The sequence below is a fragment of the Mesorhizobium kowhaii genome, from assembly GCF_003253745.1.
Lineage (GTDB): Bacteria > Pseudomonadota > Alphaproteobacteria > Rhizobiales > Rhizobiaceae > Mesorhizobium > Mesorhizobium kowhaii.
In genome coordinates this window covers 193,221-218,769 of sequence record NZ_MZXV01000027.1, presented here as the reverse complement: position 1 = coordinate 218,769, position 25,549 = coordinate 193,221, and the positions used below count along the sequence as shown (strand labels likewise).

The window sequence follows — 25,549 nt, the reverse complement described above, 5'->3', positions numbered from 1 at the left end:
GGGGTGACCAGTCGATGATCGCGCCACGCATCATGGTGGTGGAGGACGAGGAGCCGCTAGGTGTGCTGCTCCGCTACAATCTGGAGTCCGAGGGTTACCAGGTCGAGGTGGTGACGCGCGGCGACGAGGCCGAGATCCGGCTGCAGGAGAACGTCCCCGACCTTCTGGTGCTCGACTGGATGGTGCCGGCGGTTTCCGGCATCGAACTCTGCCGCCGGCTAAGGATGCGTCCCGAGACCGAGCGTCTGCCGATCATCATGCTGACCGCGCGTGGCGAGGAAAGCGATCGTGTGCGCGGCCTCTCGACCGGCGCCGACGACTATCTGGTCAAGCCGTTCTCGACGCCGGAGTTCATGGCCAGGATCAAGGCGCTGCTGCGCCGCGCCAAGCCGGAAGTGCTGTCCAGCGTGCTCAAGGTCGGCGATATCGTGCTCGATCGTGAATCGCACAGGGTCTATCGCAAGAAGAGCGAGATCCGGCTCGGGCCGACCGAATTTCGCCTGCTCGAGTTCATGATGCGCCATCCCGGCCGCGTGTTTTCGCGCAGCCAGCTGCTCGACAATGTCTGGGGCGAGACGATCTACATCGACGAACGCACGGTCGACGTGCATGTCGGCCGGCTGCGCAAGGCGGTCAACAACGGCCGCATGCCCGATGTCATCCGCACCATCCGCGGTGCTGGATACGCGATCAGGGAAGATTAGGGATGCGCTGATATTCAGGTGATGCCGGCCTGCGAACGGCGTCTTCCGGTACTCACGTACTGGAATGTACGCTCCGTTCCGGTTCTCGGAATCCACCATTCTCGGCGCGGCCTGACCTGAATCTCAGCACATCCCAAGTCCGCGTTCTTCGGGCAAATTCAAGCCACGTTCTTGCCGCCGAGGCCGGATCTTGTCTGCGTGCCGGGCGCGAAAATCTCCTGGTCGACGAAGGTCAGCGCCCGCATGGCGCAGCCTTCGCGGATCAGTGGCAGTTCGTTTGGTTCGGTGTCGAAAGAAATCGATTTCGAATGCTGGCCGCCTGCGGTCTGGGCAATCGCCTCGCGCAATGCCGGCTCGATCAGGTCGAAGGCGGCGGCGCTGACACCGACCATGGCGACCGGCGCCGGATCGATCAGCGCGAACAGGCTGCCGAGACCGTAGCCGAGCGCTTCGCCGGCCTTGCGGTAGGCCTCGCGCTCGGGTCCATCCCTTTCGCGAGCCGCGGTTGCCAGAGCGCGCATGTCAGCGTCACTGACATCGGCCACTGGTTCTGCGTCCTCACTCATCTGCCTTGCGTTGCGCCAGATGGCGTAGTTGCCGGCATAGGCCTCGACGCAGCCGCGCCGTCCGCAGCGGCACAGCGCGCCGTTCGGCCGATGGATCATGTGGCCGAACTCGCCGCCCGAGGAATGGGTGCCGGTGAACAGCTCGCCCTTCAGCACCAGGCCCATGCCGATGCCGTGCGACAGCAGGATGGCGATGAAGTCGTCGCGGTAGCGCTGGGGATCGCGCCAGCGCAGCGCTATCGCCATCATGTTGCAGTCGTTCTCCATGGTGGCGGGGATGCCGAACTCGCCTTCGAGTATGTCGGCAAAGGCTATATCGGTGTGCGGCGTGATCGGCGACCACAGCATGGCGCGGGCACGCGTGTCGGTGATGCCCTGGATCGCCAGCGCGATGCGGGCGACACTGCGGACGTCGAGGTCGGGGTCTTCGAGACGGCGCCGCACGATGGCGACGCATTCACCGACCAGCGCGTCGCGCGGCATGGTCAGCGTGTCCAGCCGGCGCTGTTCCTCGGCGATCACCTGGCCGGCATAGTCGATGACGGCGACCGAGAGGAAGTTCAGCGACAGCACCACGGTCATCACCGCCGCCGCTTCCGGATTGAGGCCGAGGCCGACCTGCGGCCGGCCGCGTTTGAGCGAGCCGGCCTCGCTCGGCTTGCTCTCAGTCAGGATGCCTTCGCCGATGAGGTCGGAGGAGATCGCCGATATGGTCGAATGGCTGAGGCCCGTGGTCGCGGCGATCTCGGTGCGGGACGGCTGTCCGGCGCGGCGCACGGCCGCGATCACCATCGCCCGGTTGCGGCGGCGCAGATCGTCGTGGCGGATTCCGACCGACATGCTTTTTCACATCCTCCCGGCCGCTGTAGCCTTTCGTGCCCCCCGAAGGCCATCAGCGATGGGCCAAATTCTGGCAGAAGCCTGCCATCCTGTCATTATTTATTCCGGAGCTCGAAAAAAATTCAGAGAGACATCAAAATCCATCAGAATCGATGTTGACAGCGTTCGGGTGTTGGATCAGTATTTTTTCGAGGCTCGAAAAAATAGAGCCTCTGTGCCGGCCTACGGGTCAGTTTGGTCGCGCCATACGCGGCGCAGGGAGGATAAAATGAAAAGATTCACAGCCGCCATCCTGGCGGGTGTCGCCATGTCGCTGACGCTCGCGTCGGTCGCGCAGGCGAAGGACAAGGTCATCGGCGTTTCCTGGTCCAACTTCCAGGAAGAGCGCTGGAAGACCGACGAGGCCGCCATGAAGACGGCGATCGAGGCCGCTGGCGACAAGTACATCTCCGCCGACGCGCAGTCCAATCCGGGCAAGCAGCTCACCGATGTCGAAAGCCTGATCTCGCAGGGCGCCAATTCGCTGATCATCCTGGCGCAGGATGCCTCGGCCATCGGCCCGGCGGTGCAGAAGGCGCTGGACGAAGGCATTCCGGTCGTCGGCTATGACCGGCTGATCGAGAACAAGGACGTCTTCTATCTGACCTTCGACAACAAGGAAGTCGGCCGCATGCAGGCCCGCGAAGTGTTCAAGGTCAAGCCGGAAGGCAACTATGTCTTCATCAAGGGCTCCGGTGCCGATCCGAATGCCGATTTCCTGTTCTCGGGCTCGATGGAAGTGCTCAAGGAGGCCATCGACAGCGGCAAGATCAAGAATGTAGGTGAGGCCTATACGGACGGGTGGCTGCCCGTCAACGCCCAGAAGAACATGGAACAGTTCCTCACCGCCAACGACAACAAGGTCGACGCCGTGGTCGCTGCCAATGACGGCACCGCCGGCGGCGTCGTCGCAGCGCTGACGGCGCAGGGCCTTGCCGGCACCGTGCCGGTCTCGGGTCAGGACGGCGACCACGCCGCGCTGAACCGCATCGCGCTCGGCACGCAGACCGTATCGGTGTGGAAGGACGCGCGCGAGCTCGGCAAGAACGCCGCCGAGATCGCCTCGCAGCTGGCCGACGGCAAGAAGATGACCGACATCGCCGGCGTCAAGGACTTCACGACGCCTGGCGGCAACACCGTCAAGTCGCTGTTCCTGACCCCGGTTGCCATCACCAAGGACAATCTCAACCTCGTCATCGACGCCGGCTGGATCAAGAAGGACGAAGTCTGCGCAGGCGTCGCCGCCGGTGCGGTCGCTGCCTGCAACTAAAACCGAACCAGATCGGTTCGATCTCGGCGCCGCGGCCTCAAGGCCGCGGCGTTTCTCAAGGGGCATTCCGCTTCAAATGACCGCGGAAAGCAAATAGCATCGGCAACCGCGCCAGACGGCAAACCGGTGGGAGGACATCATGACCGACACGACCTCTAACACGCCTGCCGCAAATACGCCCGCAGACCGGGCGCGTGCGTCTGAACTGAGCGCCGTCGGACGCTTCCTGAAGGCAACCGAACTCGATACGCGCATGCTTGGCATGGTCGGTGCGTTGCTGGTCATCTGGGTCGGCATTCACATCCTGTCGGGCGGACTTTTCCTGACGCCGCGCAATCTCTGGAACCTATCGGTGCAGACTTCCTCGGTCGCGATCATGGCAACCGGCATGGTGCTGGTCATCGTCATGCGCAACATCGACCTTTCGGTTGGTTCCGTCGAAGGCGTGATCGGTATGATCATGGGCGTGGCGCAAGCCGAATTCCTCATTCGCGTCATCGGCTTCCAGCTTGGAAATCCGTGGCTCTGGATCATCGCACTGGCCGCCGGCGTGGTGCTTGGTCTTGTGATCGGCGCCTTCCAGGGCTTCATCATCGCCTATCTCGAAGTTCCTGCGTTCATCGTGACGCTGGGCGGTCTCTTGGTCTGGCGCGGCATGGCATGGCTGATCACCAATGGGCGCACGGTCGCGCCGCTCGACGCTACATTCCAGCTGATGGGCGGCGGACCGCGGGGCTCGATCGGCGCCAGCGCCAGCTGGATCGTCGGCATCGTCGCTTGCGCGGCTGTCGCTTTCGCGCTGCTCAACGGCCGGTCGCAGCGCAAACGGTTCAACTTTCCACTGCGCCCCGTCTGGGCGGAAACCTTTCTCGGGTTGGTCAGTTGCGCTGCCATCCTTGGGGCCGTCTGGATCGCCAATTCCTATCCATGGCCAATCGGCATCGTGCGCCAGTATGCACAGCAGAACGGCATCACCATTCCCGAAGGCGGGCTGTTCATCGCCCACGGCATCGCCATACCGGTACTGATGGCGGTCGCGGTCGGTATCGTCATGACCTTCATCACCAAGCGCACCCGTTTCGGCCGCTATGTCTTTGCCATCGGCGGCAATCCGGAGGCCGCCAATCTCGCCGGCATCAACACCCGCTGGGTGACCATGAAGGTGTTCATGATCATGGGCGTACTGGCCGCGATCAGCGCGGCGATCTCGTCGGCCCGCCTCAACGCGTCGACCAATGCGCTGGGCACGTTGGACGAGCTGCTGGTGATCGCCGCCGCCGTGATAGGCGGCACCTCGCTTGCCGGCGGCTCCGGAACGGTGCTCGGCGCCATGCTCGGCGCGCTGCTGATGCAGTCGCTGCAGTCCGGCATGGTGCTGCTCGGCATCGACTCGCCGCTGCAGAGCATCGTCGTCGGCGCAGTGCTCGTCGTCGCGGTCTGGCTCGATACCGTCTATCGCAAGCGCGTCTAGGGGAGGACAAGGATTATGTCAGATAAAACCGCTCCCGCAGCCACTGCGCTGATCGACATGAGGAACATTTCGATCGCCTTTGGCGGCATCCGTGCCGTCGACGACGCCTCGATCGACCTTTTCCCCGGTGAGGTCGTGGCGCTGCTCGGCCACAACGGCGCCGGCAAGTCGACATTGATCAAGATTCTGTCCGGCGCCTACAAGCGCGACGCGGGCCAGATCTTCGTCAACGGCGAGGAGGCATCGATCTCCAACCCGCGCGACGCCAAGAAATACGGCATCGAGACGATCTACCAGACGCTGGCGCTGGCCGACAATGTCGATGCCGCCGCCAATTTGTTCCTCGGCCGTGAGCTGATGACCGCATGGGGCACGCTCGATGACGTTGCGATGGAGGCCGAGGCGCGCAAGGTGATGGGCCGACTTAATCCCCGCTTCCAGCGCTTCAAGGACCCGGTGATCAAGCTGTCGGGCGGTCAACGGCAGTCGGTGGCGATCGCGCGCGCGATCCTGTTCAACGCGCGCATCCTGATCATGGACGAGCCGACGGCGGCGCTTGGTCCGCAGGAAACGGCGCAGGTCGGCGAGCTGGTCAAGCAGCTCAAGTCCGACGGCATCGGCATCTTTCTGATCAGTCACGACATCCACGACGTGTTCGAGCTTGCCGACCGGGTCTGCGTCATGAAGAACGGCCAGGTCGTCGGCACCGCGCGCACCACGGATGTGACCCAGGACGAGGTGCTCGGCATGATCATTCTGGGCAAATGCCCGCCCGGCGCCATTCCCGGGCCAGGCGCGCTGAAGATCGCCGCCTAGAGCATGATCATTTCCGAAAACCGGTACCCCCTTTTCGGGATCATGCTCTGGCCGGACGAGCGTGCCCGGCTGCGGGTTGCCGGTCATGTGATATGCCAGCTGTCATGATGGCTTGGCCTTACCATTGTGTTGGCACGGCGACTTGCCCATAAAGGTCCGACATTGCCCATGGACCGCATCATCCGTTGAAGAAGCTTTTTCCAATCGTCGCGTTCATCGCCGTTGCGCTGATCAGCATGACGATGGCGGGGTTTGCCTATTTCGCGACCCAGGAGGCAGCCCGCATCAAGTTCGAAGCAACGGCCGACGACGCGCTCAACCGGATCGAGAGCCGCATCGACCTGCATCTGTCGCTGCTGCGGTCGACGCAGGCCCTGTTCGATGCCCGCAACGGCGATATCTCCCAGAACGAGTTCAAGGCGTTCTTCCACGCGCTCGATGTCGACAACAATTTCGCCGGCTTGCGCGGTATCGGCTTTCTCAGGCTGGTTAAGGCCGGAGACGAGGCGGCGGTCGAACGCGACATGCTGCACGACCATGGCGTCAGCCATCCAATCTATCCGGACACCACGCAACCCTGGCGCGCGCCCATCGTGATGTTCGAGCCGCTGGATCCGTCCAACCAGGCCGCCATTGGCTACGACATGTTCAGCGAACCGGTGCGGCGCGTGGCCATCGAAAAGGCAATGTCCGACGACCAGCAGCACGCCAGCGGGCTGGTGCAGCTCGGCCAGAACACGGGTGCCGCGCAGACGTTCACCGGCTTCTTCGTCTTCGTGCGGCTCAATGTCGAAACCGCACCCGATGTCATTAATGCGTCCAGATCCTCGACAGCCGGCTTTCTCTATGCGGCTTTTCGGGCCCGGGACCTGTTCCAGATAGCGCTCAGCCGGTCGCCGCTGCTGCCGGTCAACACCGAAATCTATGACGGCGCGGTGAGTGGCGACAATCTCTTGTTCCGGTCGGAGACGCCGCCGGCTTCGTCCTTCGGGGACAGGCTGCTGGTCACCCGCAAGATCATGGTGGCCGGCCAACCGTGGACGGTCCTGTTCCGGCCGACAAGCGCCTTCTCGCAGCCGTCGTCGCGCGCCATTCCGGTGATGCTGGGGCTGTTCGGCTTGCTGCTGGCGGGCGCCATCGCGCTGGTGGCGCGCTATCAGGAGCGGGCCTATGAGGCCGCATCGCGCTTGCACGAGACGACGGAAAAGAGCCTGCTCGAAAAAGACCTGATGCTGCAGGAGATGAAGCATCGCATCAAGAATTCGATCACCAGGGTGCTCGCGATCGCGCGCCAGACGGCTTCGCGAGCCACAGACGTCAACGAGTTTTCCTCGTCCTTCTCGGCCAGGCTGCAGGCGATGGCGGCGTCTCAGGACATGCTGACGCGCTCGCGCTGGCAGAAGGCCGATCTTGGCGATCTCCTGCGCATCGAGCTCGGCCAGGTGTTCGGCAAGGAGCTGCCCGAAGAGCTCTTGTCGGGACCGGAGGTGCTGCTCGACGAAACCACGACGCAGGCGCTCGGCCTCACGTTCCACGAACTGGCGACGAATGCGCTGAAATATGGCGAAGCCGGCAATTCAGCCAATTCGCTCAAGGGGGATTGGGCGCTCAAGGTCGACTGGTCGCTCGAAGGGCGCGGGCGCGACAGGATGCTGGTTCTCAACTGGCGCGAAACCGGACAGAAGAAACTCAAATCGCCCGCCAAAACCGGATTCGGCACCAAGCTGATCGACCTCAACGTCACGCGCGAATTGCGCGGCACGATCAACCGCGATTATCAGGCCAGTGGTCTGAAGGTGGAAATCAGAATTCCGCTGACGGGCTAGAGCCTTGTTTTTACGTTTTTACGCAATTCCGGACGGAAAACCGTTTCGCACTTTTCCCGGAATTGCTCAAACGGCGACCATCAGGCGAACAGAGATGGTGCGTCCAAACGTCAAAAATCCGGAGGCCGGCGGACCAGTCTCCGGATCGACATTTCGATTATCGCCGAACTAACATTTCGATTATCGCCGAACTAGTTGCAGCGAGCCGTGTAGATCCGGCCGCGATGATCGCGATACTGGCAATAGCCGTTGCGCAGGTTGCGCACCAGCAGGCCGGACCCGGCACCGACAGCCGCGCCGATCAGCGCGCCCTTGCCGCCGCCGACCAAGCCGCCGACACCGGCGCCAATCAAGCCGCCGCCGACCACGTCCTGCTCGGTGCTGGTGCAGCCGCTGAGGGCAGCCACCGCAATCATGGCAATAATCATCTTCCGCATAGAGTCACTCCTCACTTTGTGTCCACACTTTGGTAAGCTCCAGCAGTCATTTAGCATGAAATGGCGGCCTTTGCTGCTGCAATCTATTGTTGGTGAAGATAGTCTTTTTCTGGGCGCACTGCGTTCGATGCCATCACGACGTTTGAAATTGCCAGGGACGCGTCGAGCGTGCCGTCCGCGCGCACGTTCCAGACGATCTGGTCATAGTCGTCTTCCAGCGCCGGATCGACGGCAAGGCATTTGGCGACGATGTGCTGAGCCTGCCCCTGCACGTCGCCCATGGCGAATGGCCGTTCGGCAACGCATTGATCGGCGGTCTCGAAAACGCTCACCGGCACCTGCAATTCACGGCAGTCGACCATCGTGTTCGAGCAACCGATAACCAGCAGCAACGCAGCGATGTGTTCCATGGCGACATGTCCTCTCGCCACAGTAACGGTCCATAGCCGCCAAAGTTCCTGGGCCGCAGGGCGACCGGCGAAATAACGCGGCGCAACGGGCAATTCCCCCGCCGGCCGCGATGGCAGGCGCGGGTGTGATGGACGTCAGGAGACCAGCTGGAACAGGACGACCGCGACAATCGCCGCGGTCAGACCCAGGGCGGCAAGGCGCAGTGAGGCGTGAGGAGCAGGCGGTGGTGCGGACGCCTCCGGGTCCTGAAACCCGCCCATCGAAATGCGGGCGGCCTGCTCCAGTCTGTTCATGCCGGCAACCATCGAGCCATTCCTCCCGCACCATGCTGCAGTCCTGCTGCGGCAATGTCCGGCGGTGCGGCAGGTTCCAGCGGTATCTGGGAAAAACAGCATCTGCTTTTATGGTGAATAGCCGGTTAAGGACGATCTGGAGAAGGCGCGGGCGCTCACTCCGTCTCGAAATTGCCGTGCGGAACGACAAGGCGGTAGTCGAGGCGGCCGGGCATTATCTCCAGCGTCGCCGTTCCGTTCAGGGAGGCGGGCACGACCCGCTCGAGCGCGACACTGCCGAAACGCTTCTGGCTGTGCTCGATGTCGCTCGCCGGTATCGCTTCGGCCCATGTCAGCGACAGCGCGGGGCCGCCGGCAACGGTGTCAAGATCGGCCGTAACTTCAACGAAGCCGTCCGCACGTGAAAGGGCGCCGTAGCTGACCGAATTGACGGCGAGTTCATGCATGGCGAGGCCGATGTGCAGCGCGGCGTTGGGATTGAGATAGGGATTTGCCCCGCGGAAGCGCAGGCCGTGCGACGGGTCCACCCCGTTGCGACCGACCTGGCCCGACACCAGTTCGCGAAGTGCCGCGCCCCGCCAGTTTGAGGAGGTCACCAGATCCTGGGACGAGGCCAGCGACTGCAGCCGGCCGCGAAAGCGCGTCAGGAAATCAGCGATGCCATCGGAATAGCGCCCGGTCTGGGTGGCTATGCTTTGAATGATCGCCAGGAGATTCTTCGAGCGATGGCTGACTTCGCGCAACAGCGTCGTCAGGGTCTGCTCACGGCGCTTCTGATCCGTCGTTTCGACCATGGTGGTGACGACACCTTGCACCGTGCCACCATCGCCATGGTCGGCGTCGACCCAGACCTGAAACCAGCGAAAACCGTCTTCAGCGGGAACGCTGATTTCGAGGCGTTGCGGATTGCCGGATGCGATGACGTCGCGCTTTGCCGCGCCGATGCGGTCGACCTGCGCCGCAGGCAGGATGCCGTTGCCGTCCGCGGTGTCGGAAACCCAGGGCGCACGCATGTTGCGCGCCCAAACCGTTTTCAGCTCGCGATCCTGATAGAGAACGGAAATGCCGGCATTGTGCAGCGCGTGGAGAAGAGCCCGACCAAGTTGCATGCCACTTTCGGCGGGATGCAGGGCGATGACTTCATCGCTTGGCACGTCTTCTTTCCTATCTCCGGTCCTGGAACGCATCGGCCAATCTGTCCACCCAACTCAGGCAGAACGGCTCACTGTGAAATGGGTTCCAAAGAGGATTTCCCGAAAACCGGCCTCCAAAAGCGGTCCGCCGAGCGGCGTCCGTTGAAGGATACCGCCCGGCGGTGGCTGGAAACCGTTTGAGGGGTGCGGCTTCCAGTGTTCGCTCGGATGATCGCTCGGTTCTCACGCCCGTTTGAACAGGCCGGCGAGAAGCGAAATGACCAGGAAAGCGAGAAAGATGAAAAACAATATCTGCGCTATGCCGGCAGACGTGCCAGCGATGCCGCCGAAACCAAGCGCGCCGGCTATGATTGCCACGACGAGAAATACGAGCGCCCAGTAAAGCATGATCCATCTCCTTCGAATGGCGTAATGAAAACGTGGGTAGATGCGGATTGTTCCACCATTTGCCGAAAAAGACGATGGTTGCAAATCGTTCTAAGCAGGGTGGCGCCGGGAATTCGCTGATGACGGGTTCCCGACATGGCAAAGGCCGCCTGATGCATCGCATCAGACGGCCCTCGATGTCGTGTCGTGCCGTCAGGAAGTGTTGCGATCCTTACGCGGCGGCTTTCGCCTGGCGATCGAAGAACAGCGCCTGGCTGATCAGTGCCTTGACCATGTCGGGGTTGAACGGCTTGGTGACCAGGAAGGCCGGCTCGGGGCGTTCGCCGGTCAGGAGACGCTCGGGGAAGGCGGTGATGAAGATCACCGGCACCGATGTCGACGACAGGATCTCGTTCACGGCCTCGATGCCCGAGCTGCCGTCGGCAAGCTGGATGTCGGCCAGCACCATCTTCGGCCGCATCTTGCCGAACATCGTCACCGCCTCGGCATGCGTGCGCGCCGTTCCGACGACGCGGTGCCCGAGGCTCTCGACCATTTCTTCTATATCCATGGCGATCAGCGGTTCGTCCTCGATGATCAGTACGTCCGTTGCCACCTGGCGGGATATCTCGTTGCTTGCCTGGGCAAGCAGCTCTGAAAACTCCTGGTCGCCGGCATCGAGAATCTCGGCCGCCTCGTCCTCGCTGAAACCTTCAACGGCGACGAGCAGGAAAGCCTGGCGGGGACGCGGCGCAATCGCATTCAGATTGGCGGCGGCGCGCTGTTCCCATGCCGATTGCGCCCGTTCCTGGGGGACGCGGATGGCGATCGACGTGAACAGCTTGGCGAAGACCTTGTACAGCGCGATGCGGTCGCTCGAGGCCTCGGGAAAGATATCGATATCGGCGATGATGGCTTCGAGCATCGCGGCGACCAGCGCGTCGCCACTCTCCTGCGATCCGGAAACGGCCCGCGAGAAGCGGCGCAGGAACGGCAGATGTGGTGCGATGGTGGCGGATAAGCTCATGGTAAGACGTCTCCCTCAGAATGACGTGGGTGCATAGAGTGCAGGTCAAGCTGATTGCAAGCCCCGGTCAAACAACGCGGGTCTTGAGAAAAAGTTCCGGCCTTGATGGAACTAATGCGCGGGGACGGCGTTTGAAGTCGGGATGGGCAACCAGACAAGGGTGCCGCTTGCGTTGTGTTGGGCAATATTGTGAGCGGCTTGGGCGCTGGGAATACAAGGGCAAAATGAGGATATGACGAAAGATATTCTGGCTGGCGTCGCGGGCAGGCGCCGGAACGGTTCCGGTGACGCACTCGGGCCGAATTCCGAAATCGGACGCAAACTCAAACAATATTACGATGAGCTGGTCTCTGACGATGTGCCGGATCGCTTCGCCCAGTTGCTCAGTCAACTGGAACAGGCCGAACCCGCACAGAAGAAGGACTGAAGCATGGCAGCGGTCTCCCAAGGCTTCAAGACCGATTTGCTTGGGGCAATCCCGAGCTTGCGCGCCTTTGCCGTGTCGCTGACGCAAAATGCCGACAAGGCGGACGATCTCGTCCAGGAAACACTGGTCAAGGCCTGGGACAAGCATGAGAGCTTCCAGCTCGGCACCAATCTCAAGGCGTGGCTTTTCACCATCCTGCGCAATGAATTCTATTCGCAGATGCGAAAGCGCGGGCGTGAGGTGCAGGACAGCGACGGCATCATGACGGCCAGGCTTGCCGTTCATCCGGCCCAGCATGGCCAGCTCGACCTGAAGGATTTTCGCGACGCCCTTGAACAATTGCCGGAGGACCAGCGCGAAGCCATCATCCTCATCGGCGCGTCGGGCTTCTCCTACGAGGAGGCGGCCGAAATCTGCGGTTGCGCGGTCGGGACGATCAAGAGTCGTGTCAGCCGGGCCCGCACGCGATTGCAGGAGATCCTGAAGATCTCCGGCGAAGACGAGTACGGTCCGGATGCGATTTCGACCCAGGTAACGGGTTCGGCGGCCAACTGACCTGCGATCGCAAGGCGCGATCGCGACTTAAGGTGTGTTGATATTCAGGTGATGCCGGCCTGCAAACGGTGGTTTTCTGCGCTTCCGGTGCTCACGTACTTAAGTACGCTCCGCTCCGGTTCTCGAAAACCAGCATTTTCGACTCGGCCTGACCTGAATCTCAACACACCTTAAGTCGGGATCGTGTCTCAACCAGGAGAACCCCGCCCGCAGGCCGCCGCCACCGCTTGCATGAGGTCCTCACCCGAATAGGGCTTGCCAACCAGCCTGACGCCCGGAAACGATGCCTTGATTTGATCGGGATCCGAATAGCCCGAAGCAAACACGAACGGCACGCCGGCGGCGCGCAGGCCCGAGGCGAAATCGAGTGTCGAGGCGCCGCCCAGCATGAGGTCGACAATGGCGGCGTCGAAGTGCGTGGCGACCTGCCGATCGTCGATCTCGGCCAGATCGCGGGCGATCACCACCTCGCCGGCGCCATGATCACGGCAAAGCTGCTCGACATCCATTGCGATGAGAAATTCATCCTCCAGGACCAGAATCCGCAATCCATCGAGCAAAGGGGACACAGGCAAGGGCTCCTCGAAACACAGGGGAGTCATGATCGCTATTTGGCAAGCTGTCATTTAAAAAAGACATGTGCCCGCCCCGGAACCTCGATCCCCGCAACGCGTTGGGACGCAGCCTTCAAAGAGGGGGCTTTCGAGGAGGGGTCGAAATGTCAGGCCAGAACGGTCGTGCTTTCTCCAGCCGCCAGTATCCTTGCGAGAACTGCCCGTTGCGGCCGCTACCGGTTTTCCGCGACTTTGAAAAACAGGAACTGGCCTTCATCAGCAAATTCAAGAAGGGCGAGCTCGCCGTCGACAAGGGCGCCACGGTCCTGGTGGAGGGAAGCCACAGCGCCCATCTCTACACCGTGCTCTCCGGGTGGGCGTTCCGCTACAAGCTGATGCGGGACGGCCGCCGCCAGATCCTCAACTACCTCATGCCTGGCGATCTGATCGGCCTGCAGGGTAGCGTGATGGGCGAGATGCGGCATTCCGTCGAGGCCTTGTCGCCGATGCTGCTGTGCGTTTTCGAACGCGAGTATCTCCACGAACTCTACCGCAATCACCCCGGCCTGGCCTACGACATCACCTGGATCGCGTCGCGCGAAGAGCGCATGCTGGACGAGAATCTGCTCAGCCTCGGGCGTCGCAGCGCAATCGAGCGCGCCGCCTATCTTATCGCCTTTATCGGCAGCCGGGCCAAGGTCGTTGGGCTGAACGGCAAGCAATCCGTCCAGATACCGATCACCCAACAGCACATCGCCGACACGCTCGGCCTGTCGCTGGTCCATACCAACAAGACGATCCGCAAGCTGATGGATCGCAAGCTGATTGTCTGGCGCGACGGCGGTTGCGAGGTAACCGACAATGAAGGGCTCAAGCAACTCGCCGGCTGGGAAGGGCTGGGCGAGGGGCGCCGGCCGCTGATCTGACGAAGCGCCTTTTTGCCAGCGCCAGCGGATCGGGTGCACGCGCAGGCGTTTTCGGGTACTTTGTTCCGGATGTCGGAACCTTGAGACATGCGGCGCGTTTGAAATCAAGCAATCACAAGGAGTTAAGCAATGGCAACTGCTGCAGGAAAGACCGCAAACGAAGGCCGGTCGAATTCAGACCTCGAAGCCGATATCAGGCAGTTGAAGGCCGATATCGACAAGCTTACCAAGCAGTTGGCCAAGACCGGCGAGCATGGCTACGGCACCGCGCGCCGTGCGGCCACGGAAGGGGTCGAGCAATTGCGTGCACAGGGCGAAGCAGCCTTTGATAGTTTGCGCGGCAATGCCAAGGATATCGAAGCGCAGTTGATGGCGAGCGTGCGCGAAAAGCCGGTGACGTCACTGGCGATCGCTGCCGGCGTCGGCTTCCTCTTCGCGCTTCTCGCGCGTCGCTAGTCGCATTCCAAATGGGAATGCTCGCATCCCTGATTTCAGGTCTGGCATCGGGCGAAACCGTTGCCGCCATGCGCCGGGCGCGCACGGCGGCAATCGTCTATGGGCTCGCCATATCAGCAGCGCTCTGCGGTCTCGGCTTTCTGGTCGCGGCAGCCTATATCTGGACGGCAACTCGCTATGGGTCGCTTGCCGCCGCGCTGGGCTTTGGCGCCGGTTTCCTGGTGCTTGCCGGGCTGATCCTGCTGATTTACCAGATATCCGCGGGCGCGCGCGCCCGGCGCCGGGCGCAACGACGCAATGCCGACATGAAAGCGATAGGCATCGCCGCGGCGCTTGCCGTGCTGCCGGCGCTGCTCAAGGGCAAAGGCGGTCTCGGCGTCATTCTGGGGCCGGCCGTGGCGCTGGCGGCCTACGCCATCTACCGTGAAAACGTGAAGTCAGACGATTCGGATGAAGACGAGCGGAAATAAGGCCGCTTTCTCTTTGACCATGATCTTTCCGAAAACCGGATCATGGTTTGTCACTCGACAGATCTTCCAGCGGCATCGATATTTCGGCAAACACGCCTTCCGGCCGGAACTCATGGGTCACTTCGCTTGAAATGACCTTGGCAAGGCTGCGGCGGATGAGGATCGAACCGAAGCCATGCCGCTCCGGCGGGGCGACTTGCGGGCCGCCACTTTCGCGCCAGGTCAGTACAAGGCGTCGGGCACCCTTTCTGCCTTGCTTCTTCCAGCCGAGATCAACCTTGCCGGGCGCCACCGACAGCGATCCATATTGCAGCGCATTGCTGGCCAGCTCATGCAGGATCAGGCCAAGTCCCACAGCCTGGTCGGGAGACAGCAGCAGGTCGTCGCCGGAGATCGTCATGCGCGGCTGTTCGGTCGTGTCGAAAGGCCTGACTTCGATCTGGACGAGTTCACGGATGCCGATGCCGCGCCACTCACGGTCGGACAACAGATTGTGGGCGATGCCCAGGGCCTGAAGCCGGGCGCTGAAGGCTTCGAGGAATTCGCTCGGCTGGCGGGCATGTCGCACGGTTTGCGTTGCCAGCGCCTGGACGGTCGCCAGCGTGTTCTTGACCCGGTGGTTGAGCTCACGCAGCAGCAGCCGTTGCCGCTCGTCGCCAAGCTTGCGCTCGGTGATGTCGTAGTTGACGCCGAAAATCAGGGTCGGCTTACCGTCGCCGTTGCGCTCGATGACGCGGCCGCGCGTGGCGAGCCAGCGCGGCGGATGAAAGCCCTTCACCCGGTATTCGCCGAAATAGTCGTCGCTGCCGGTCAAGGCATCGCGAAAGCGGGTTTCGGTCTGGTAGACGTCGCGTGGATCGATGGCGGTGAGGATGTCGCGCGCCCGCAGCCGGTTCGAACGCGGCAGGTTGAACAGCTCCGACAGCAAGGTGTCGCATTCGATGATGTCGGTGCGGATGTCCCACGCCCAGCTGGCGAGCGAAGCCGCATCGAGCGCGATGGCGCGCCTCTTCTCCTCACGCACCAGTGCTGCCTCGGCGATGGCGCCGCTGCGGGTCGCATCCTTCAAGGTGAACAGGCTGCCGGCGAGGCCGGCGAGCACCTTCAACTGCTCGAGCCTGGCGCGGGACGGAAAGGCATGCGGCTTGCGGTCGAGCACGCACAGCGTGCCGATGCGCGCGCCTGCCACGATCATCGGCGCGCCGGCATAGAAGCGGACATGGTGCTTGCCGGTGACCAGCGGGTTAGTCTTGAAGCGTGGGTCCGTCGTGGCATCCGTCACCACCATCGGCTCGTCGCCGGCGGCAATCGCATGGGCGCAGAAGGAGATATCGGTCGCGGTTTCGGTCTCGTCCAGACCGACACAGGATTTGAACCACTGCCGCTCGTGGTCGACGAGGGTCACCAAGGCGATCGGCGCCTGCATGACCGCGGCGGCAAGGCTGCTTATGCGGTCGAAATCCGGATCGGCCGCCGTGTCTAACTCCTCCAGCCCGTGCAGAACGGCCAGCCGGTCCTCGTCCTTGACCGCACGAGCAACTTCGGCCGGCAGATTCGGCACTGTTTCCGCCTTGCTGTTCACCCAAGTCCCCAATGGCCCGTCCCGGCCTTCGCCGCTTCACGCATCTGCCGGCTCATGACCAGCCGGCTTCCCCGGAACCATCCTAGCGAGGAACCGTTACCCGACTGTGTTTTGTCGAGCGCGCCAGTTGGCGTAAAACGAGACAAGGGCCGACCATGGTCAAGATCATTCCCGAAAACAAAGCGCGTCAGGGGCGGTGGGGCTGGCACGGCTTGCGTATCCTGATTGCCGCGCTGCTTCTGGCCTTCGTTGCCTGGGGCATCGCCGAAATCTATGGTGAATTGGCCAAGACGCCGGCGACAGAGCAAGGAAGCTCGCCAGGCGGCTAGATTTTCGGCCTTCATCGTTCGAGATCGCATCAGGCAGCCTTCGCCTCTGCGATGCTGGCCGGCACCAGGACATTCAGCGCGCCGGGCCGGATTTCGATCGTTGTCTCACGGTCGAGCCTGACCAGTTCACCGTCCATGACGGCGCGGAACCTCCTGCTGCCCGAATGGATTTTCAGGACCGTTCGGTCAGCCTGATGGATTTCCACGTGTTCGTTGTCGCGCCACTTGCCGCGCGCCATGTTGAAGAAGAATTTGACCAGTTCGGCACGCTGTTGCGCCACCGTGACATAAACGCCAAGCACGCCGCCCGCCGGGTTGTCGGCGTAAGGCAGGTGGCCTTCGCCGAACAAATTGTTGGTGACGCCGATGCCGGTGATGCGGGCCGCTATCTCGGCGTTGCCGATGCTGAGCGTCACCTTCATCGCCGGTGGATTGTTGATCGTTGCCCAAGCCGCCTTGGCCGAGGCGCGGATCTTTCCCATACGCGACCCGAATTCCATTTTTTGGCGCAGTTGCACCATCTGCGCATGCATGCCGATCGAGAACTGATGAACGAAGGGCCGGCCGTTGGCCGTGGCCATGTCGACCGCGATGATTTCACCGTCGGCGAAGGATTTCAGCGCGGCATCGAGGGACTGCGGAATACCCAGTCCGCGTGCGAACAGATTCATTGTGCCGGCCGGTAATATGGCAAGCGCCTTCCTGGTGCCCATCAGCCGAGCGGCTGCGGCAGAAATGGTTCCGTCGCCGCCGCCGGCCAGCACGACATCGACGGAGCGGCGCGATGCAGCGCCATCGAGCGTCTCCACCACGTCCTTGCCGGCAACAACATCAATGCTAAGGGAGTGGCCTGCCGTCTCCAGGGTCTGACGCATCCTGTCGGAAAAAGCGGCGATGTCCGTGGTGCGCAAGGTGCCGCCGTCGCTGTTCAGCACCGCAGCAAATTTCATGCCCCGCTCCGTCATTCCATCGCAATCTGGCCGGAACAAACCCAGCCACAGGCTGAAACGTGACGAAGCGGCAAAGGTTCCGTTTTGAGGGCAGCGAAATCGCCGGCGTAGTCTACAGCCACCACGCTTCCCGCTTCCTGGTTTTCGCCACGGACGCACGGCGTTTTTGTCGGAACAACAGCATGATCACGACGTTGTGAAGAACGTGCAGCGTCCGATCTCCCACAGCGACGGTTCAACCGGGCGCGGCACGCACGAAATCACGCACGAGGAGAGACCATCATGACCCGCAACCTCTTAGCCACGACCGCTCTCGCAGCGCTGGTCGCGACCGGGGCCTATGCGCAGAGTGCGACAACCCCGGCGCCCGCGCAGACCCCTGCCGTCCAGGAGCTAGCCGCCACTCCGGTGTCGAGCGCCGAAGGCAGCATCGTCACCAACATCATCGGTGAATCCGTCTACAACGGCACCGGCGATGACGCCGAGAACATCGGCAAGGTCAGCGATGTCGTCTTCGACAAGGAAGGCCAGGCCAAGTCCGTCGTCATCGGCGTTGGCGGTTTTCTGGGTGTCGGAGCGAAGAATGTCGCTTTCGACTACGACAAGCTGCAATGGGCCGAAAAGAACGGCGACCGCTGGCTGGTTGCCCAGACGACCAAGGACGAGCTGACGGCGCGCCCGGAGTTCGACAGCAAGCCCTATGCGCCGGCTCCAGCACCGGCCGCATCGGCGGGTGCACAGGCCCCGTCAGCTTCCGCGCCGGCTGACACCGCGCAGACACCCGTCGACATGAATGCTGCTCCGGCCGAACCGGTAAAGCGTGCTGACGGCAATCTCGCCACCAACATCATCGGCGAAACCGTCTACAACGGCACCGGCGATGACGCGCAGAACATCGGCAGCGTCAACGACATCGTTCTGACGAAGGAAGGCAAGGCCGAGTCGCTGATCATCGGCGTCGGTGGCTTCCTTGGCCTTGGCGCCAAGAATGTCGCCTATGAGTTCGGCAAGGCCCAGTGGGCCGAGAAGAACGGCGACCGCTGGCTCGTAGCCCAGACCACCAAGGAGGAACTGCAGGCGCAGCCGGATTTCGATCGCAAGGCCTATGATCCGGTGCCCGCTACGACAGCGTCCAATGAGCCGGCGGCAACGGCGCCGGCGGCTGCACCGACCGACACCACGGCTCCTGCTGTCACTCCGGCGGACAAGACGGCGGAGGCTACGACACCCGATGCCTCGGCCCCGGACCAAACTCAGACGGCGGCTATCGACAAGTCGACGCTGACCGAGATGCCGGTTGGCGAAATCCGAGGCGATGACCTGAAGGGCACGACGGTCTACGGCGCCAATGACGTCAAGGTCGGCGAAATCGGCGACGTCGTCCTGGCGCCCGACAGCAAGACCGACGCGGTGATCGTCGATGTCGGCGGTTTCCTCGGCATTGGCGAGAAGGAAGTCGCGGTTGGCATGGATAATCTCAAATTCATGACCGACAAGGATGGCAAGAAGTACCTGTACACGACCTTCACCAAGGAACAGCTCGAGGCTCAAACTGCTTACGACAAGGGCAGCTATGCCGAGAAGCGCGACCAGCAGCGAATGATCGTGCGGTAGGAAGCAGTAGGGCAGTAGGGCAGTAGGGCAGTAGGGCAGTAGGGCAGTAGGGCAGTAGGGTGCGGCGCATTCCAGGCCTACTGCCTTATTGCCTTGCTCCCCTGCTGACATGGCCGGCAACGCCATGCTCGGTCAGTTCGGCCAATGCCAGCGACTGGTCGAGATGTTCGGCTCGCCATGCAAGCAGCCTTTCGGCGAACTCCAGGCGCACGGCCATATGGGCCGGATCAGCGGCGAGATTGTTCAACTCGCCCGGATCGCTTTCCAGGTCGAACAGCAGTGGGGGCAGGCCGCCGCCGAAATGCACGTATTTGAATTTCTCCGTGCGGATGACGGCGAGATTGCACTGGCGTGAGGCGATGCTGAAATGGCGTTCGGCTTCACCCTCGGCAATCGAGCGGAAATCGAACTCCCAATGGGCGGCATCGCGCCAGCCCGCAGGGCTCCCGCCACTCAGGAACGGCTTCAGCGAGTATCCGTCGAGATGCGGTTGTGGGGCTTCGCCGAGCAGGTCGAGAAGCGTCGGCAAAATGTCCACCGCTTCAGTGAACCAATCGACGCTGCTGCCGGCAACCTTGCCGTGACGCGGGTCGCGGATGATCAGCGGAATGTGGTAGCTGCCGTCGAAGTAGCCGCCCTTGCCCAGCATGAAATGGTCGCCCATCATCTCGGCGTGGTCGGAGGTCAGCACGATGATGGTGTCATCCCACGCGCCCGCTGCCTTGACCGCTTGCCAGATGCGGCCGAGCTGCGCGTCGACCTCCGATATCATGCCGTAGTAGATCGCGCGGATGCGGCGGAAGTCGTCATCGCTCCAATCATGCACCTTGCCGCTGGAGCCAGGACGGAACTTGGCCTGCTTCTGCTGGCCGAGATCATAGGCGAGATAGGGATGGCTCTCTGCCTCGGCCTGCCAGCTCGCAGCACGGCGGAAGGCGGCACCGTCGGCTGGATCATACAGTGTGTTGTATGGCTCCGGCACGATGAAGGGCGGGTGCGGGCTGATGAGGGAAAGATGGGCGAACCATGGCGTGGCTTGCTCCTGCTCGCCGAGCCAGCGCGTGAATTCGCCGGTCAGGAAGGCCGCCGGGGTTTCGTCCTTCGCGTAAACGGGCGGTGCTCTGCTAACGGTAGCGTTGGCCGTGTCGCCGTTGTCCACAGGGCGATGGATGTCGGGAGATCCGGCGCTGGCATCGATGCCCCGTTGCTTGAGCCAGGACAGCCATTGCTTCTGATGCTCGGGCAGCAACTGGCGCACCGTGAACCCAGGCAGCACGCCCTCATAGCTTTGCAGCCGTGGGTCGCCCGGCGCCAGAAGGCGCGGGTCGAGCGATACGTCGGTGTAGCCGAACAGCGTAGGATCATAGCCGAGGCTGCGGGCATGAAGCGCGATGTTGTCGTGACGGGCGTCGAGCGGCGTGCCGTTGCGGCAGACGCGGTTGTTCATCTGGTAGAGGCCGGTGTAGAGGCAGGCGCGGCCCGGCGAGCAAGGTGCCGCGCCACCGTAGTGCTGTCTGAACAGCACGCCTTCGGCGGCCAGCGCGTCGGCATTCGGCGTCTTCACCACCGGATGGCCTGCTGCCGACAGGCAATCACCGCGCCATTGGTCGCATGTGATCAGAAGAACATTCGGGCGCCTGGCTTTTCCGGTCACTCGCGATACCCTATCCCTGCATGGTCGAACGCCGCTCATGGAACCGAATTCCGGCGATGGCGCAAGCCTGACATGTTGGCCAACTGGTGAACAAAGCTCTTTGTGTTGTTCACTTATGCAGCACAGTCCATTCTGTGTTTGCCGCCTTTGCCGCAAGCGGTCGCGTCCTCATATTGGCGTGGACAGCGGCAAGGGCCGCACAAGCACCAAGGGAAGGAGCAAGACAATGCTCGACCAGATCAAGGGCCTGCATCACGTCACCTCGATGGCCAGGGATGCCCGCCAGAACAATGAGTTCTTCACCAAAAAGCTCGGCCAGCGCCGGGTCAAGAAGACCGTCAATTTCGACGCGCCTGACGTCTACCACCTCTACTATGGCGACGAGGCCGGCACGCCCGGTTCGGTGATGACCTATTTTCCGTTTCCCGACATTGGCAAGGGCCGTCATGGCGTCGGCGAAGTCGGCACCACGGTCTATTCGGTGCCGGAAGGCACGCTCGCCTATTGGGAAAAGCGTTTCGCCGATGAGGGCGTCTCTGGCCTGTCGCGCGAAGAGACATTCGGCGAGAAGCGCCTGGCCTTTGCCGGTCCGGACGGCGATGGTTTCGCCCTGGTCGAGGACAAGGCCGACAGCAGAGCGCCGTGGGCCAAGGGCGGCATTCCCACCGATGAGGCGATCCGCGGCTTTCACTCGGTGTCGCTGCGGCTGAAGGATGGCGGCGCCACTGGGGAGCTGCTGAAGTTCATGGGTTACGAGGAAATCGAAAAGTCAGGCAACGTCAGGCGACTGGCGGTGAAGAACGGCAATGGCGCCGATGTCGTCGACATCGAATCGCTGCCGACCGCGGCCTTCGCCGATCTCGGCGCCGGCTCCGTCCACCATGTCGCCTTCGCCGTCGAGAACCGCGCCAAGCAGCTCGAAGTGCGCAAGGCGTTGATGGACACCGGCTATGGGGTGACGCCGGTGATCGACCGCGACTATTTCTGGGCGATCTATTTCCGCACGCCGGGTGGCGTGTTGTTCGAGGTCGCCACCAACGAGCCGGGTTTCGACCGCGATGAGGATACTGCTCATCTCGGCGAGGCGCTGAAGCTGCCGACGCAGCATCAGCACCTGCGGCCCTATCTCGAACAGCATCTGCAGAAGCTGGAAGGCTGAGATCATGAGCAAGGACGCTTACATCCACAAGGTGCTGCCCGGTTCGCCGGGCGGTCCTCTGCTCTTCGTCTTCCATGGCACGGGGGCCGATGAGAACCAGCTTCTGTCGCTGGGGCGCGATCTCGCGCCCCAGGCAACCATCATTTCACCGCGCGGCGATGTGGCGGAACAAGGTGCGGCGCGCTTCTTCCGCCGCACCGGCGAGGGTGTCTACGACATGGACGATCTGGCGCGGGCGACGGACAAGATGGCCGGTTACGTCAAGGCGCACATCGAGGCGGCGAAGCCGTCGGCCGTGTTCGGTCTTGGCTATTCCAACGGCGCCAACATCCTGGCCTCGGTGGTGTTTGCCGCGCCGGCAGTGTTCGATGCCACGGTGCTGATGCATCCGCTGATCCCGTTCGAACCTGAGATCAACGGCAGCCTTGCCGGCCGTCATATTCTCGTGACCGCCGGCAGGCGCGATCCGATCTGCCCGCCGAACCTGACCACGCGGCTCGAAGCCTATTTGCGTGCCGACGGCGCCGATGTCACAGTGGAGTGGCATGATGGCGGGCACGAGGTGCGGCCAAACGAGATCGAGGCGGCACGGCGTCTCTTTGCCGGTGCCACCCAGGGAGTATAGCGATGCCGGACCAACTGCCTGAAATCGAACTGGAAGATCGCGGTTCCAAGGGTCGCTATGTCCTGCGCGGGCCTGATGGCGCCGAGGCCGAGATGACCTTCACCAAGATCGGCGAGCACCAGATCATCATCGACCATACAGAAGTGCCGGACGTCTTTCGCGGCCAGGGTGCCGGGCTTCGGCTCGTCACCCGCGCCGTCGAGGATGCGCGCGCGGCGGGCAAGAAGATCATCCCGCTTTGCCCGTTCGCCAACGCCCAGTTCCGCCGCCATCACGAATGGGCCGACGTGCTGAAGCAGTAGGATCGGCCGGCATTTCGTCGATCGGAATAGCGCGACATCAGGCTGTCATCCCGCTGGGATGGCTTTGGCATTTGCACGGGTAGCGCATCTTGCCTAAGTGGATATGATATATCGCAGCCACCGCGCCGACAAACGAACCGAATGATCCCCAATGACCGAAACCGACCTCGTTCCCGTCTTCGACGGCCACAACGACACGCTGCTCAGACTCTACCAGTCCAAAGACACAGATGTCGAAAAGCTGTTCCTCGAGGGGAAATCGGGCGGCCATATCGACCTTCCGCGCGCGAAGGCCGGTGGCTTTGCCGGCGGCATGTTCGCCATCTTTCCGCCGCCTGTCGAGAAATCCAGGCGCAGCGCCGTGCCGCTGGCGCCGAGCGCTGCCGAGCCGCTGCCGCCCGAGGTTCCGCGTGCCGATGCGCTGACCTCGACGATCGCGATGGCCTCGATCCTGTTCAGGCTGGAACGAGCCGGCGCGCTCACCGTCTGCCGCAGTGCCGGCGATGTGCGCAACGCCATGGCGCGAGGCTCGATCGCGGCGGTGTTCCACATCGAAGGGGTCGAGGCGATCGATCCCGAGCTCACCATGCTCGACGTGCTGCATGCCGCCGGCCTGCGCTCGCTCGGCATCGTCTGGAGCCGGCCGAACGCCTTCGGCCACGGCGTGCCGTTCCGCTTTCCGTCCTCGCCCGACACCGGCCCCGGGCTGACCGATGCCGGCAAGGCGCTGGTCAAGGCCTGCAACCAGCTGAAGATCATGATCGACCTGTCGCATCTCAACGAGAAGGGCTTTCGCGATGTCGCCGCGCTTAGCGATGCGCCGCTGGTCGCCACCCATTCCAATGTGCACGCGATCTGCGGCCATTCGCGCAACCTCACCGACTGGCAGCTCGGCGCGATCCGCGACTCCGGCGGCATGGTCGGGCTGAACTTCGCCACCGGTTTCCTGCGCGAGGATGGCCGCATGAATGCCGACACCAACCTCGACATCATGGTGCGCCATGTCGATTCGTTGCTGCAGGCGCTGGGCGAAGACGGTGTCGGCCTCGGATCGGATTTCGACGGCGCCATGATCCCGGCCGTCATCGGCGACGTCGCCGGCCTGCCGAAGCTGATCGATGCGCTGGCGGCGCGCGGTTTCGGCCGCGCGCTGACCGAAAAGATCGCCTATCGCAACTGGCTGAGCATGCTGGAGAAAACCATAGGTTAGAAAGACCTATTCGAAACCCATGCGCTTCAGCCAGTCCTTGCCGACACCGCGATCGCGGATGATCGGCAGCGGGCTTTCCGAATCGAGCCGCGCGCAGATGCGGTAGACTTCGAGCGTCTCGGCGCCCATCTCGCCGCGCTTGTAGAAGAACATGGCGGCGGCATAGCGCGTGCGTCCCGACCATTTCTCGCCGAGCGGCGTGTTGACCAGTTCCCATTGCTCGGCTGCTTCGAGTTCGGCTTCGTCGGTCATGGTCAGAAATCCGCCGGCGGATTGGCGGTGCGGCGGTCGAGCTTGATGAACGGCCGCGCCACCACCTTGGCCCGCTTCATCAGCTTCTGATACTGCAACTCGCGCATGGCGTAGATCTCGACCCAGAGGTCCTCGACCATGGTATCACCGTACGGCCGCGCCAGCGAGGCGATGGCGATGTTGCGCTTGGCCATTGGCGACCACATGGCGGCGCTGACCAGGCCGACCTCCTGGCTTTTCTTGTGGTAGACGATGGCGTGTTCGGCCGGAATGTTGCCTTCGATCTCCAGTCCGACCAGCATATGGCGCAGCTTGCGTTTCGCCCTGGTTTCGAGGATGGCGCGGCGGCCGTTGAAATGACCTTTCTCCAGATCGATCATGAAGCCGAGGCCGATCTCGTCCGGCATGCGCAAGCGATCGGCGCGGATGGCGTGCTCGGCGGTGGTGAAATCCGCATTGGCGACGATCAATCCGGCTTCGAGGCGGGCGCGGTTGAGCGCGGTGTAGCCGATGGCGCGGATACCCCGCAGTACGCCCGCTTTCATCAGCCGGTCCCACAGGCTCAGCGCCTTGTCGGCCGGCACGAACAGTTCATAGCCGAGATCGCCGGTGAAGCCGGTGCGCGAAATACCGACGGTGCCGCCATCATGCGGGAAGTCGGCGAGGTCGAATATCTTCAGCTTCTCGACGCCGGCGAAGCCGGCATCGCGCAGCACGGCGAAGGAGGTCGGTCCCTGCAAGGCGAGGCCCGCGACGGCCTCGGTTTCTTCCTCGACTGTTACGTCGAAGCCAATGGCGCTGTCGAGCAGCCATGGCAGATGCCGCTCCTGCGAACACAGCCGAAAGCGCTTCGGCGACAGCCGGAACAGCGTGCCGTCGTCGAGGACAAAGCCCTCGTCATCGCACCACGCCGTGTAGTGGACACGGCCGGGTTTCAGCTTGGTGACATCGCGCAAGGTGACACGATCAAGGAATGCCTCTGCGTCCGGCCCCTCGATCCGGTATTTGGTCATCGGCGAAATGTCGAACAGCGCCGCCTGGCTACGGATGGCGAAATATTCGAGTTCCTCGTCCCACAGTGAATGCGGCGCGCGGCAGCCGGCCCAATTGTACCAGTCCTGGGTTTTGGCCAGCGCATCGATGCGCGGCTGGAACGGCGTGCCAAGCCGAAGCGTGCGGAAATGGTCCTGCGCGGCGATGCGGGCCGAAACAGCCGCGTTGACTGACTTCGAGACGGGCTTCTTCCTGATTGCCTGGGCCATGG

The 25,549-nt window shown here is 62.8% G+C and carries 29 protein-coding genes; 16 read left to right on the top strand and 13 right to left on the bottom strand.

The annotated features are described in order from the left end of the window. Window positions 1–14 precede the first annotated feature (14 nt). Window positions 15–704: a phosphate regulon transcriptional regulator PhoB gene (phoB, locus tag B5V02_RS12070; RefSeq protein WP_006328038.1), complete on the top strand. Its 690-nt coding sequence runs from the start codon at window positions 15–17 to the stop codon at window positions 702–704. A 158-nt stretch (window positions 705–862) separates the two neighbouring features. Here the strand turns inward: phoB and B5V02_RS12065 are convergent, their stop codons facing one another. Continuing rightward, complete coding sequence (locus B5V02_RS12065; protein WP_111544410.1) at window positions 863–2,110, bottom strand: ROK family protein; 1,248 nt, start codon at window positions 2,108–2,110, stop codon at window positions 863–865. Between the two features lie 268 nt (window positions 2,111–2,378). Between B5V02_RS12065 and xylF the strand changes: the two genes are divergently transcribed. The 4 genes from xylF to B5V02_RS12045 all read left to right on the top strand — a co-directional run bounded on the left by xylF (window position 2,379) and on the right by B5V02_RS12045 (window position 7,532). Next, the gene (gene xylF, locus B5V02_RS12060) at window positions 2,379–3,419 is read left to right on the top strand and encodes a D-xylose ABC transporter substrate-binding protein (protein ID WP_111544409.1); all 1,041 of its coding nucleotides are present in this window, start codon (window positions 2,379–2,381) and stop codon (window positions 3,417–3,419) included. A gap of 139 nt (window positions 3,420–3,558) precedes the next feature. Continuing rightward, window positions 3,559–4,890 (top strand): sugar ABC transporter permease, encoded by a 1,332-nt coding sequence (locus B5V02_RS12055; RefSeq protein WP_111544408.1) that lies wholly within the window; start codon window positions 3,559–3,561, stop codon window positions 4,888–4,890. A gap of 15 nt (window positions 4,891–4,905) precedes the next feature. Next, window positions 4,906–5,706: an ATP-binding cassette domain-containing protein gene (locus B5V02_RS12050; protein ID WP_111544407.1), complete on the top strand. Its 801-nt coding sequence runs from the start codon at window positions 4,906–4,908 to the stop codon at window positions 5,704–5,706. A gap of 185 nt (window positions 5,707–5,891) precedes the next feature. Beyond that, window positions 5,892–7,532: a CHASE domain-containing protein gene (locus tag B5V02_RS12045; protein ID WP_111544406.1), complete on the top strand. Its 1,641-nt coding sequence runs from the start codon at window positions 5,892–5,894 to the stop codon at window positions 7,530–7,532. Window positions 7,533–7,723: 191 nt separating this feature from the next. Here the strand turns inward: B5V02_RS12045 and B5V02_RS12040 are convergent, their stop codons facing one another. From B5V02_RS12040 to B5V02_RS12020, 6 genes are all read right to left on the bottom strand, one after another. Continuing rightward, complete coding sequence (locus B5V02_RS12040) at window positions 7,724–7,969, bottom strand: YMGG-like glycine zipper-containing protein (RefSeq protein WP_111544405.1); 246 nt, start codon at window positions 7,967–7,969, stop codon at window positions 7,724–7,726. A gap of 83 nt (window positions 7,970–8,052) precedes the next feature. Further along, on the bottom strand, window positions 8,053–8,379 hold the full coding sequence (locus tag B5V02_RS12035; protein ID WP_111544404.1) for a hypothetical protein: 327 nt from the start codon (window positions 8,377–8,379) through the stop codon (window positions 8,053–8,055). Between the two features lie 135 nt (window positions 8,380–8,514). Further along, entirely contained in the window at window positions 8,515–8,673 is a 159-nt protein-coding gene (locus B5V02_RS40565) for a hypothetical protein (protein ID WP_167458468.1), read from the bottom strand. A gap of 155 nt (window positions 8,674–8,828) precedes the next feature. Further along, the gene (locus B5V02_RS12030) at window positions 8,829–9,860 is read right to left on the bottom strand and encodes a sensor histidine kinase (protein WP_167458467.1); all 1,032 of its coding nucleotides are present in this window, start codon (window positions 9,858–9,860) and stop codon (window positions 8,829–8,831) included. A gap of 189 nt (window positions 9,861–10,049) precedes the next feature. Further along, window positions 10,050–10,214, bottom strand: a complete 165-nt coding sequence (locus B5V02_RS12025; RefSeq protein WP_027031438.1) for a DUF1328 domain-containing protein — start codon at window positions 10,212–10,214, stop codon at window positions 10,050–10,052. 211 nt (window positions 10,215–10,425) lie between these two features. Beyond that, on the bottom strand, window positions 10,426–11,220 hold the full coding sequence (locus tag B5V02_RS12020) for a response regulator (protein WP_111544403.1): 795 nt from the start codon (window positions 11,218–11,220) through the stop codon (window positions 10,426–10,428). A 232-nt stretch (window positions 11,221–11,452) separates the two neighbouring features. Between B5V02_RS12020 and B5V02_RS12015 the strand changes: the two genes are divergently transcribed. Both B5V02_RS12015 and B5V02_RS12010 read left to right on the top strand, forming a co-directional pair. Beyond that, complete coding sequence (locus B5V02_RS12015) at window positions 11,453–11,647, top strand: NepR family anti-sigma factor (RefSeq protein WP_111544402.1); 195 nt, start codon at window positions 11,453–11,455, stop codon at window positions 11,645–11,647. Window positions 11,648–11,650: 3 nt separating this feature from the next. Continuing rightward, window positions 11,651–12,202 (top strand): RNA polymerase sigma factor, encoded by a 552-nt coding sequence (locus B5V02_RS12010; protein WP_111544401.1) that lies wholly within the window; start codon window positions 11,651–11,653, stop codon window positions 12,200–12,202. A 188-nt stretch (window positions 12,203–12,390) separates the two neighbouring features. On the opposite strand, the gene B5V02_RS12005 is transcribed toward B5V02_RS12010, so the two are convergent. Beyond that, window positions 12,391–12,711 (bottom strand): response regulator, encoded by a 321-nt coding sequence (locus tag B5V02_RS12005; protein WP_167458475.1) that lies wholly within the window; start codon window positions 12,709–12,711, stop codon window positions 12,391–12,393. Between the two features lie 209 nt (window positions 12,712–12,920). Between B5V02_RS12005 and B5V02_RS12000 the strand changes: the two genes are divergently transcribed. The 3 genes from B5V02_RS12000 to B5V02_RS11990 all read left to right on the top strand — a co-directional run bounded on the left by B5V02_RS12000 (window position 12,921) and on the right by B5V02_RS11990 (window position 14,608). After that, on the top strand, window positions 12,921–13,682 hold the full coding sequence (locus tag B5V02_RS12000) for a Crp/Fnr family transcriptional regulator (protein WP_111544399.1): 762 nt from the start codon (window positions 12,921–12,923) through the stop codon (window positions 13,680–13,682). A 129-nt stretch (window positions 13,683–13,811) separates the two neighbouring features. Further along, window positions 13,812–14,138 carry an ElaB/YgaM/YqjD family protein gene (locus tag B5V02_RS11995; protein WP_111544398.1) on the top strand — a complete coding sequence of 109 codons (327 nt, stop codon included), beginning with the start codon at window positions 13,812–13,814 and terminating at the stop codon, window positions 14,136–14,138. 11 nt (window positions 14,139–14,149) lie between these two features. After that, the gene (locus tag B5V02_RS11990; protein WP_111544397.1) at window positions 14,150–14,608 is read left to right on the top strand and encodes a hypothetical protein; all 459 of its coding nucleotides are present in this window, start codon (window positions 14,150–14,152) and stop codon (window positions 14,606–14,608) included. Window positions 14,609–14,648: 40 nt separating this feature from the next. Here the strand turns inward: B5V02_RS11990 and B5V02_RS11985 are convergent, their stop codons facing one another. Beyond that, window positions 14,649–16,190, bottom strand: coding sequence for a sensor histidine kinase (locus B5V02_RS11985; RefSeq protein ID WP_111544396.1), 1,542 nt, complete (start codon window positions 16,188–16,190; stop codon window positions 14,649–14,651). A 155-nt stretch (window positions 16,191–16,345) separates the two neighbouring features. Here B5V02_RS11985 and B5V02_RS11980 point away from each other — a divergent pair, with 155 nt between their 5' ends. Next, entirely contained in the window at window positions 16,346–16,519 is a 174-nt protein-coding gene (locus B5V02_RS11980) for a hypothetical protein (protein ID WP_111544395.1), read from the top strand. Between the two features lie 29 nt (window positions 16,520–16,548). Here B5V02_RS11980 and B5V02_RS11975 read toward each other — a convergent pair whose 3' ends face one another. Continuing rightward, entirely contained in the window at window positions 16,549–17,469 is a 921-nt protein-coding gene (locus tag B5V02_RS11975; RefSeq protein ID WP_111544394.1) for a diacylglycerol/lipid kinase family protein, read from the bottom strand. A gap of 282 nt (window positions 17,470–17,751) precedes the next feature. On the opposite strand from B5V02_RS11975, the gene B5V02_RS11970 reads away from it, so the two are divergent. Continuing rightward, window positions 17,752–19,083 carry a PRC-barrel domain-containing protein gene (locus B5V02_RS11970; protein ID WP_111544393.1) on the top strand — a complete coding sequence of 444 codons (1,332 nt, stop codon included), beginning with the start codon at window positions 17,752–17,754 and terminating at the stop codon, window positions 19,081–19,083. Between the two features lie 85 nt (window positions 19,084–19,168). On the opposite strand, the gene B5V02_RS11965 is transcribed toward B5V02_RS11970, so the two are convergent. Then, window positions 19,169–20,737: an alkaline phosphatase family protein gene (locus B5V02_RS11965; RefSeq protein ID WP_111544392.1), complete on the bottom strand. Its 1,569-nt coding sequence runs from the start codon at window positions 20,735–20,737 to the stop codon at window positions 19,169–19,171. 226 nt (window positions 20,738–20,963) lie between these two features. Between B5V02_RS11965 and B5V02_RS11960 the strand changes: the two genes are divergently transcribed. The 4 genes from B5V02_RS11960 to B5V02_RS11945 all read left to right on the top strand — a co-directional run bounded on the left by B5V02_RS11960 (window position 20,964) and on the right by B5V02_RS11945 (window position 24,033). After that, window positions 20,964–21,896 carry a VOC family protein gene (locus B5V02_RS11960; RefSeq protein WP_111544537.1) on the top strand — a complete coding sequence of 311 codons (933 nt, stop codon included), beginning with the start codon at window positions 20,964–20,966 and terminating at the stop codon, window positions 21,894–21,896. 4 nt (window positions 21,897–21,900) lie between these two features. Then, the gene (locus B5V02_RS11955) at window positions 21,901–22,521 is read left to right on the top strand and encodes an alpha/beta hydrolase (RefSeq protein WP_111544391.1); all 621 of its coding nucleotides are present in this window, start codon (window positions 21,901–21,903) and stop codon (window positions 22,519–22,521) included. 2 nt (window positions 22,522–22,523) lie between these two features. Beyond that, window positions 22,524–22,823, top strand: coding sequence for a GNAT family N-acetyltransferase (locus B5V02_RS11950; RefSeq protein ID WP_095089283.1), 300 nt, complete (start codon window positions 22,524–22,526; stop codon window positions 22,821–22,823). Between the two features lie 151 nt (window positions 22,824–22,974). Then, window positions 22,975–24,033 (top strand): dipeptidase, encoded by a 1,059-nt coding sequence (locus B5V02_RS11945; protein WP_111544390.1) that lies wholly within the window; start codon window positions 22,975–22,977, stop codon window positions 24,031–24,033. Window positions 24,034–24,039: 6 nt separating this feature from the next. On the opposite strand, the gene B5V02_RS11940 is transcribed toward B5V02_RS11945, so the two are convergent. Together B5V02_RS11940 and B5V02_RS11935 are read right to left on the bottom strand one after the other, a co-directional pair. Then, window positions 24,040–24,285 carry a hypothetical protein gene (locus B5V02_RS11940; RefSeq protein ID WP_111544389.1) on the bottom strand — a complete coding sequence of 82 codons (246 nt, stop codon included), beginning with the start codon at window positions 24,283–24,285 and terminating at the stop codon, window positions 24,040–24,042. Window positions 24,286–24,287: 2 nt separating this feature from the next. Continuing rightward, window positions 24,288–25,547, bottom strand: a complete 1,260-nt coding sequence (locus B5V02_RS11935; RefSeq protein WP_111544388.1) for an aminomethyl transferase family protein — start codon at window positions 25,545–25,547, stop codon at window positions 24,288–24,290. Window positions 25,548–25,549: the final 2 nt, after the last annotated feature.

Bases quoted from the DNA above. Each gene is read 5' to 3' on its own strand.
- B5V02_RS11950 (WP_095089283.1), top strand. From the start codon at position 22,524: ATGCCGGACCAACTGCCTGAAATCGAACTGGAAGATCGCGGTTCCAAG.
- B5V02_RS12065 (WP_111544410.1), bottom strand. From the start codon at position 2,110: ATGTCGGTCGGAATCCGCCACGACGATCTGCGCCGCCGCAACCGGGCG.
- xylF (WP_111544409.1), top strand. From the start codon at position 2,379: ATGAAAAGATTCACAGCCGCCATCCTGGCGGGTGTCGCCATGTCGCTG.
- B5V02_RS12035 (WP_111544404.1), bottom strand. From the start codon at position 8,379: ATGGAACACATCGCTGCGTTGCTGCTGGTTATCGGTTGCTCGAACACG.
- B5V02_RS40565 (WP_167458468.1), bottom strand. From the start codon at position 8,673: ATGAACAGACTGGAGCAGGCCGCCCGCATTTCGATGGGCGGGTTTCAG.
- B5V02_RS11945 (WP_111544390.1), top strand. From the start codon at position 22,975: ATGACCGAAACCGACCTCGTTCCCGTCTTCGACGGCCACAACGACACG.
- B5V02_RS12030 (WP_167458467.1), bottom strand. From the start codon at position 9,860: ATGCGTTCCAGGACCGGAGATAGGAAAGAAGACGTGCCAAGCGATGAA.
- B5V02_RS12005 (WP_167458475.1), bottom strand. From the start codon at position 12,711: ATGGATGTCGAGCAGCTTTGCCGTGATCATGGCGCCGGCGAGGTGGTG.
- B5V02_RS11970 (WP_111544393.1), top strand. From the start codon at position 17,752: ATGACCCGCAACCTCTTAGCCACGACCGCTCTCGCAGCGCTGGTCGCG.
- B5V02_RS11940 (WP_111544389.1), bottom strand. From the start codon at position 24,285: ATGACCGACGAAGCCGAACTCGAAGCAGCCGAGCAATGGGAACTGGTC.
- B5V02_RS12040 (WP_111544405.1), bottom strand. From the start codon at position 7,969: ATGCGGAAGATGATTATTGCCATGATTGCGGTGGCTGCCCTCAGCGGC.
- B5V02_RS12000 (WP_111544399.1), top strand. From the start codon at position 12,921: ATGTCAGGCCAGAACGGTCGTGCTTTCTCCAGCCGCCAGTATCCTTGC.
- B5V02_RS12010 (WP_111544401.1), top strand. From the start codon at position 11,651: ATGGCAGCGGTCTCCCAAGGCTTCAAGACCGATTTGCTTGGGGCAATC.
- B5V02_RS11975 (WP_111544394.1), bottom strand. From the start codon at position 17,469: ATGAAATTTGCTGCGGTGCTGAACAGCGACGGCGGCACCTTGCGCACC.
- B5V02_RS12025 (WP_027031438.1), bottom strand. From the start codon at position 10,214: ATGCTTTACTGGGCGCTCGTATTTCTCGTCGTGGCAATCATAGCCGGC.
- B5V02_RS12055 (WP_111544408.1), top strand. From the start codon at position 3,559: ATGACCGACACGACCTCTAACACGCCTGCCGCAAATACGCCCGCAGAC.
- B5V02_RS11960 (WP_111544537.1), top strand. From the start codon at position 20,964: ATGCTCGACCAGATCAAGGGCCTGCATCACGTCACCTCGATGGCCAGG.
- B5V02_RS12015 (WP_111544402.1), top strand. From the start codon at position 11,453: ATGACGAAAGATATTCTGGCTGGCGTCGCGGGCAGGCGCCGGAACGGT.
- B5V02_RS11995 (WP_111544398.1), top strand. From the start codon at position 13,812: ATGGCAACTGCTGCAGGAAAGACCGCAAACGAAGGCCGGTCGAATTCA.
- B5V02_RS11990 (WP_111544397.1), top strand. From the start codon at position 14,150: ATGGGAATGCTCGCATCCCTGATTTCAGGTCTGGCATCGGGCGAAACC.
- B5V02_RS12020 (WP_111544403.1), bottom strand. From the start codon at position 11,220: ATGAGCTTATCCGCCACCATCGCACCACATCTGCCGTTCCTGCGCCGC.
- B5V02_RS11935 (WP_111544388.1), bottom strand. From the start codon at position 25,547: ATGGCCCAGGCAATCAGGAAGAAGCCCGTCTCGAAGTCAGTCAACGCG.
- B5V02_RS11980 (WP_111544395.1), top strand. From the start codon at position 16,346: ATGGTCAAGATCATTCCCGAAAACAAAGCGCGTCAGGGGCGGTGGGGC.
- B5V02_RS11955 (WP_111544391.1), top strand. From the start codon at position 21,901: ATGAGCAAGGACGCTTACATCCACAAGGTGCTGCCCGGTTCGCCGGGC.
- B5V02_RS12050 (WP_111544407.1), top strand. From the start codon at position 4,906: ATGTCAGATAAAACCGCTCCCGCAGCCACTGCGCTGATCGACATGAGG.
- phoB (WP_006328038.1), top strand. From the start codon at position 15: ATGATCGCGCCACGCATCATGGTGGTGGAGGACGAGGAGCCGCTAGGT.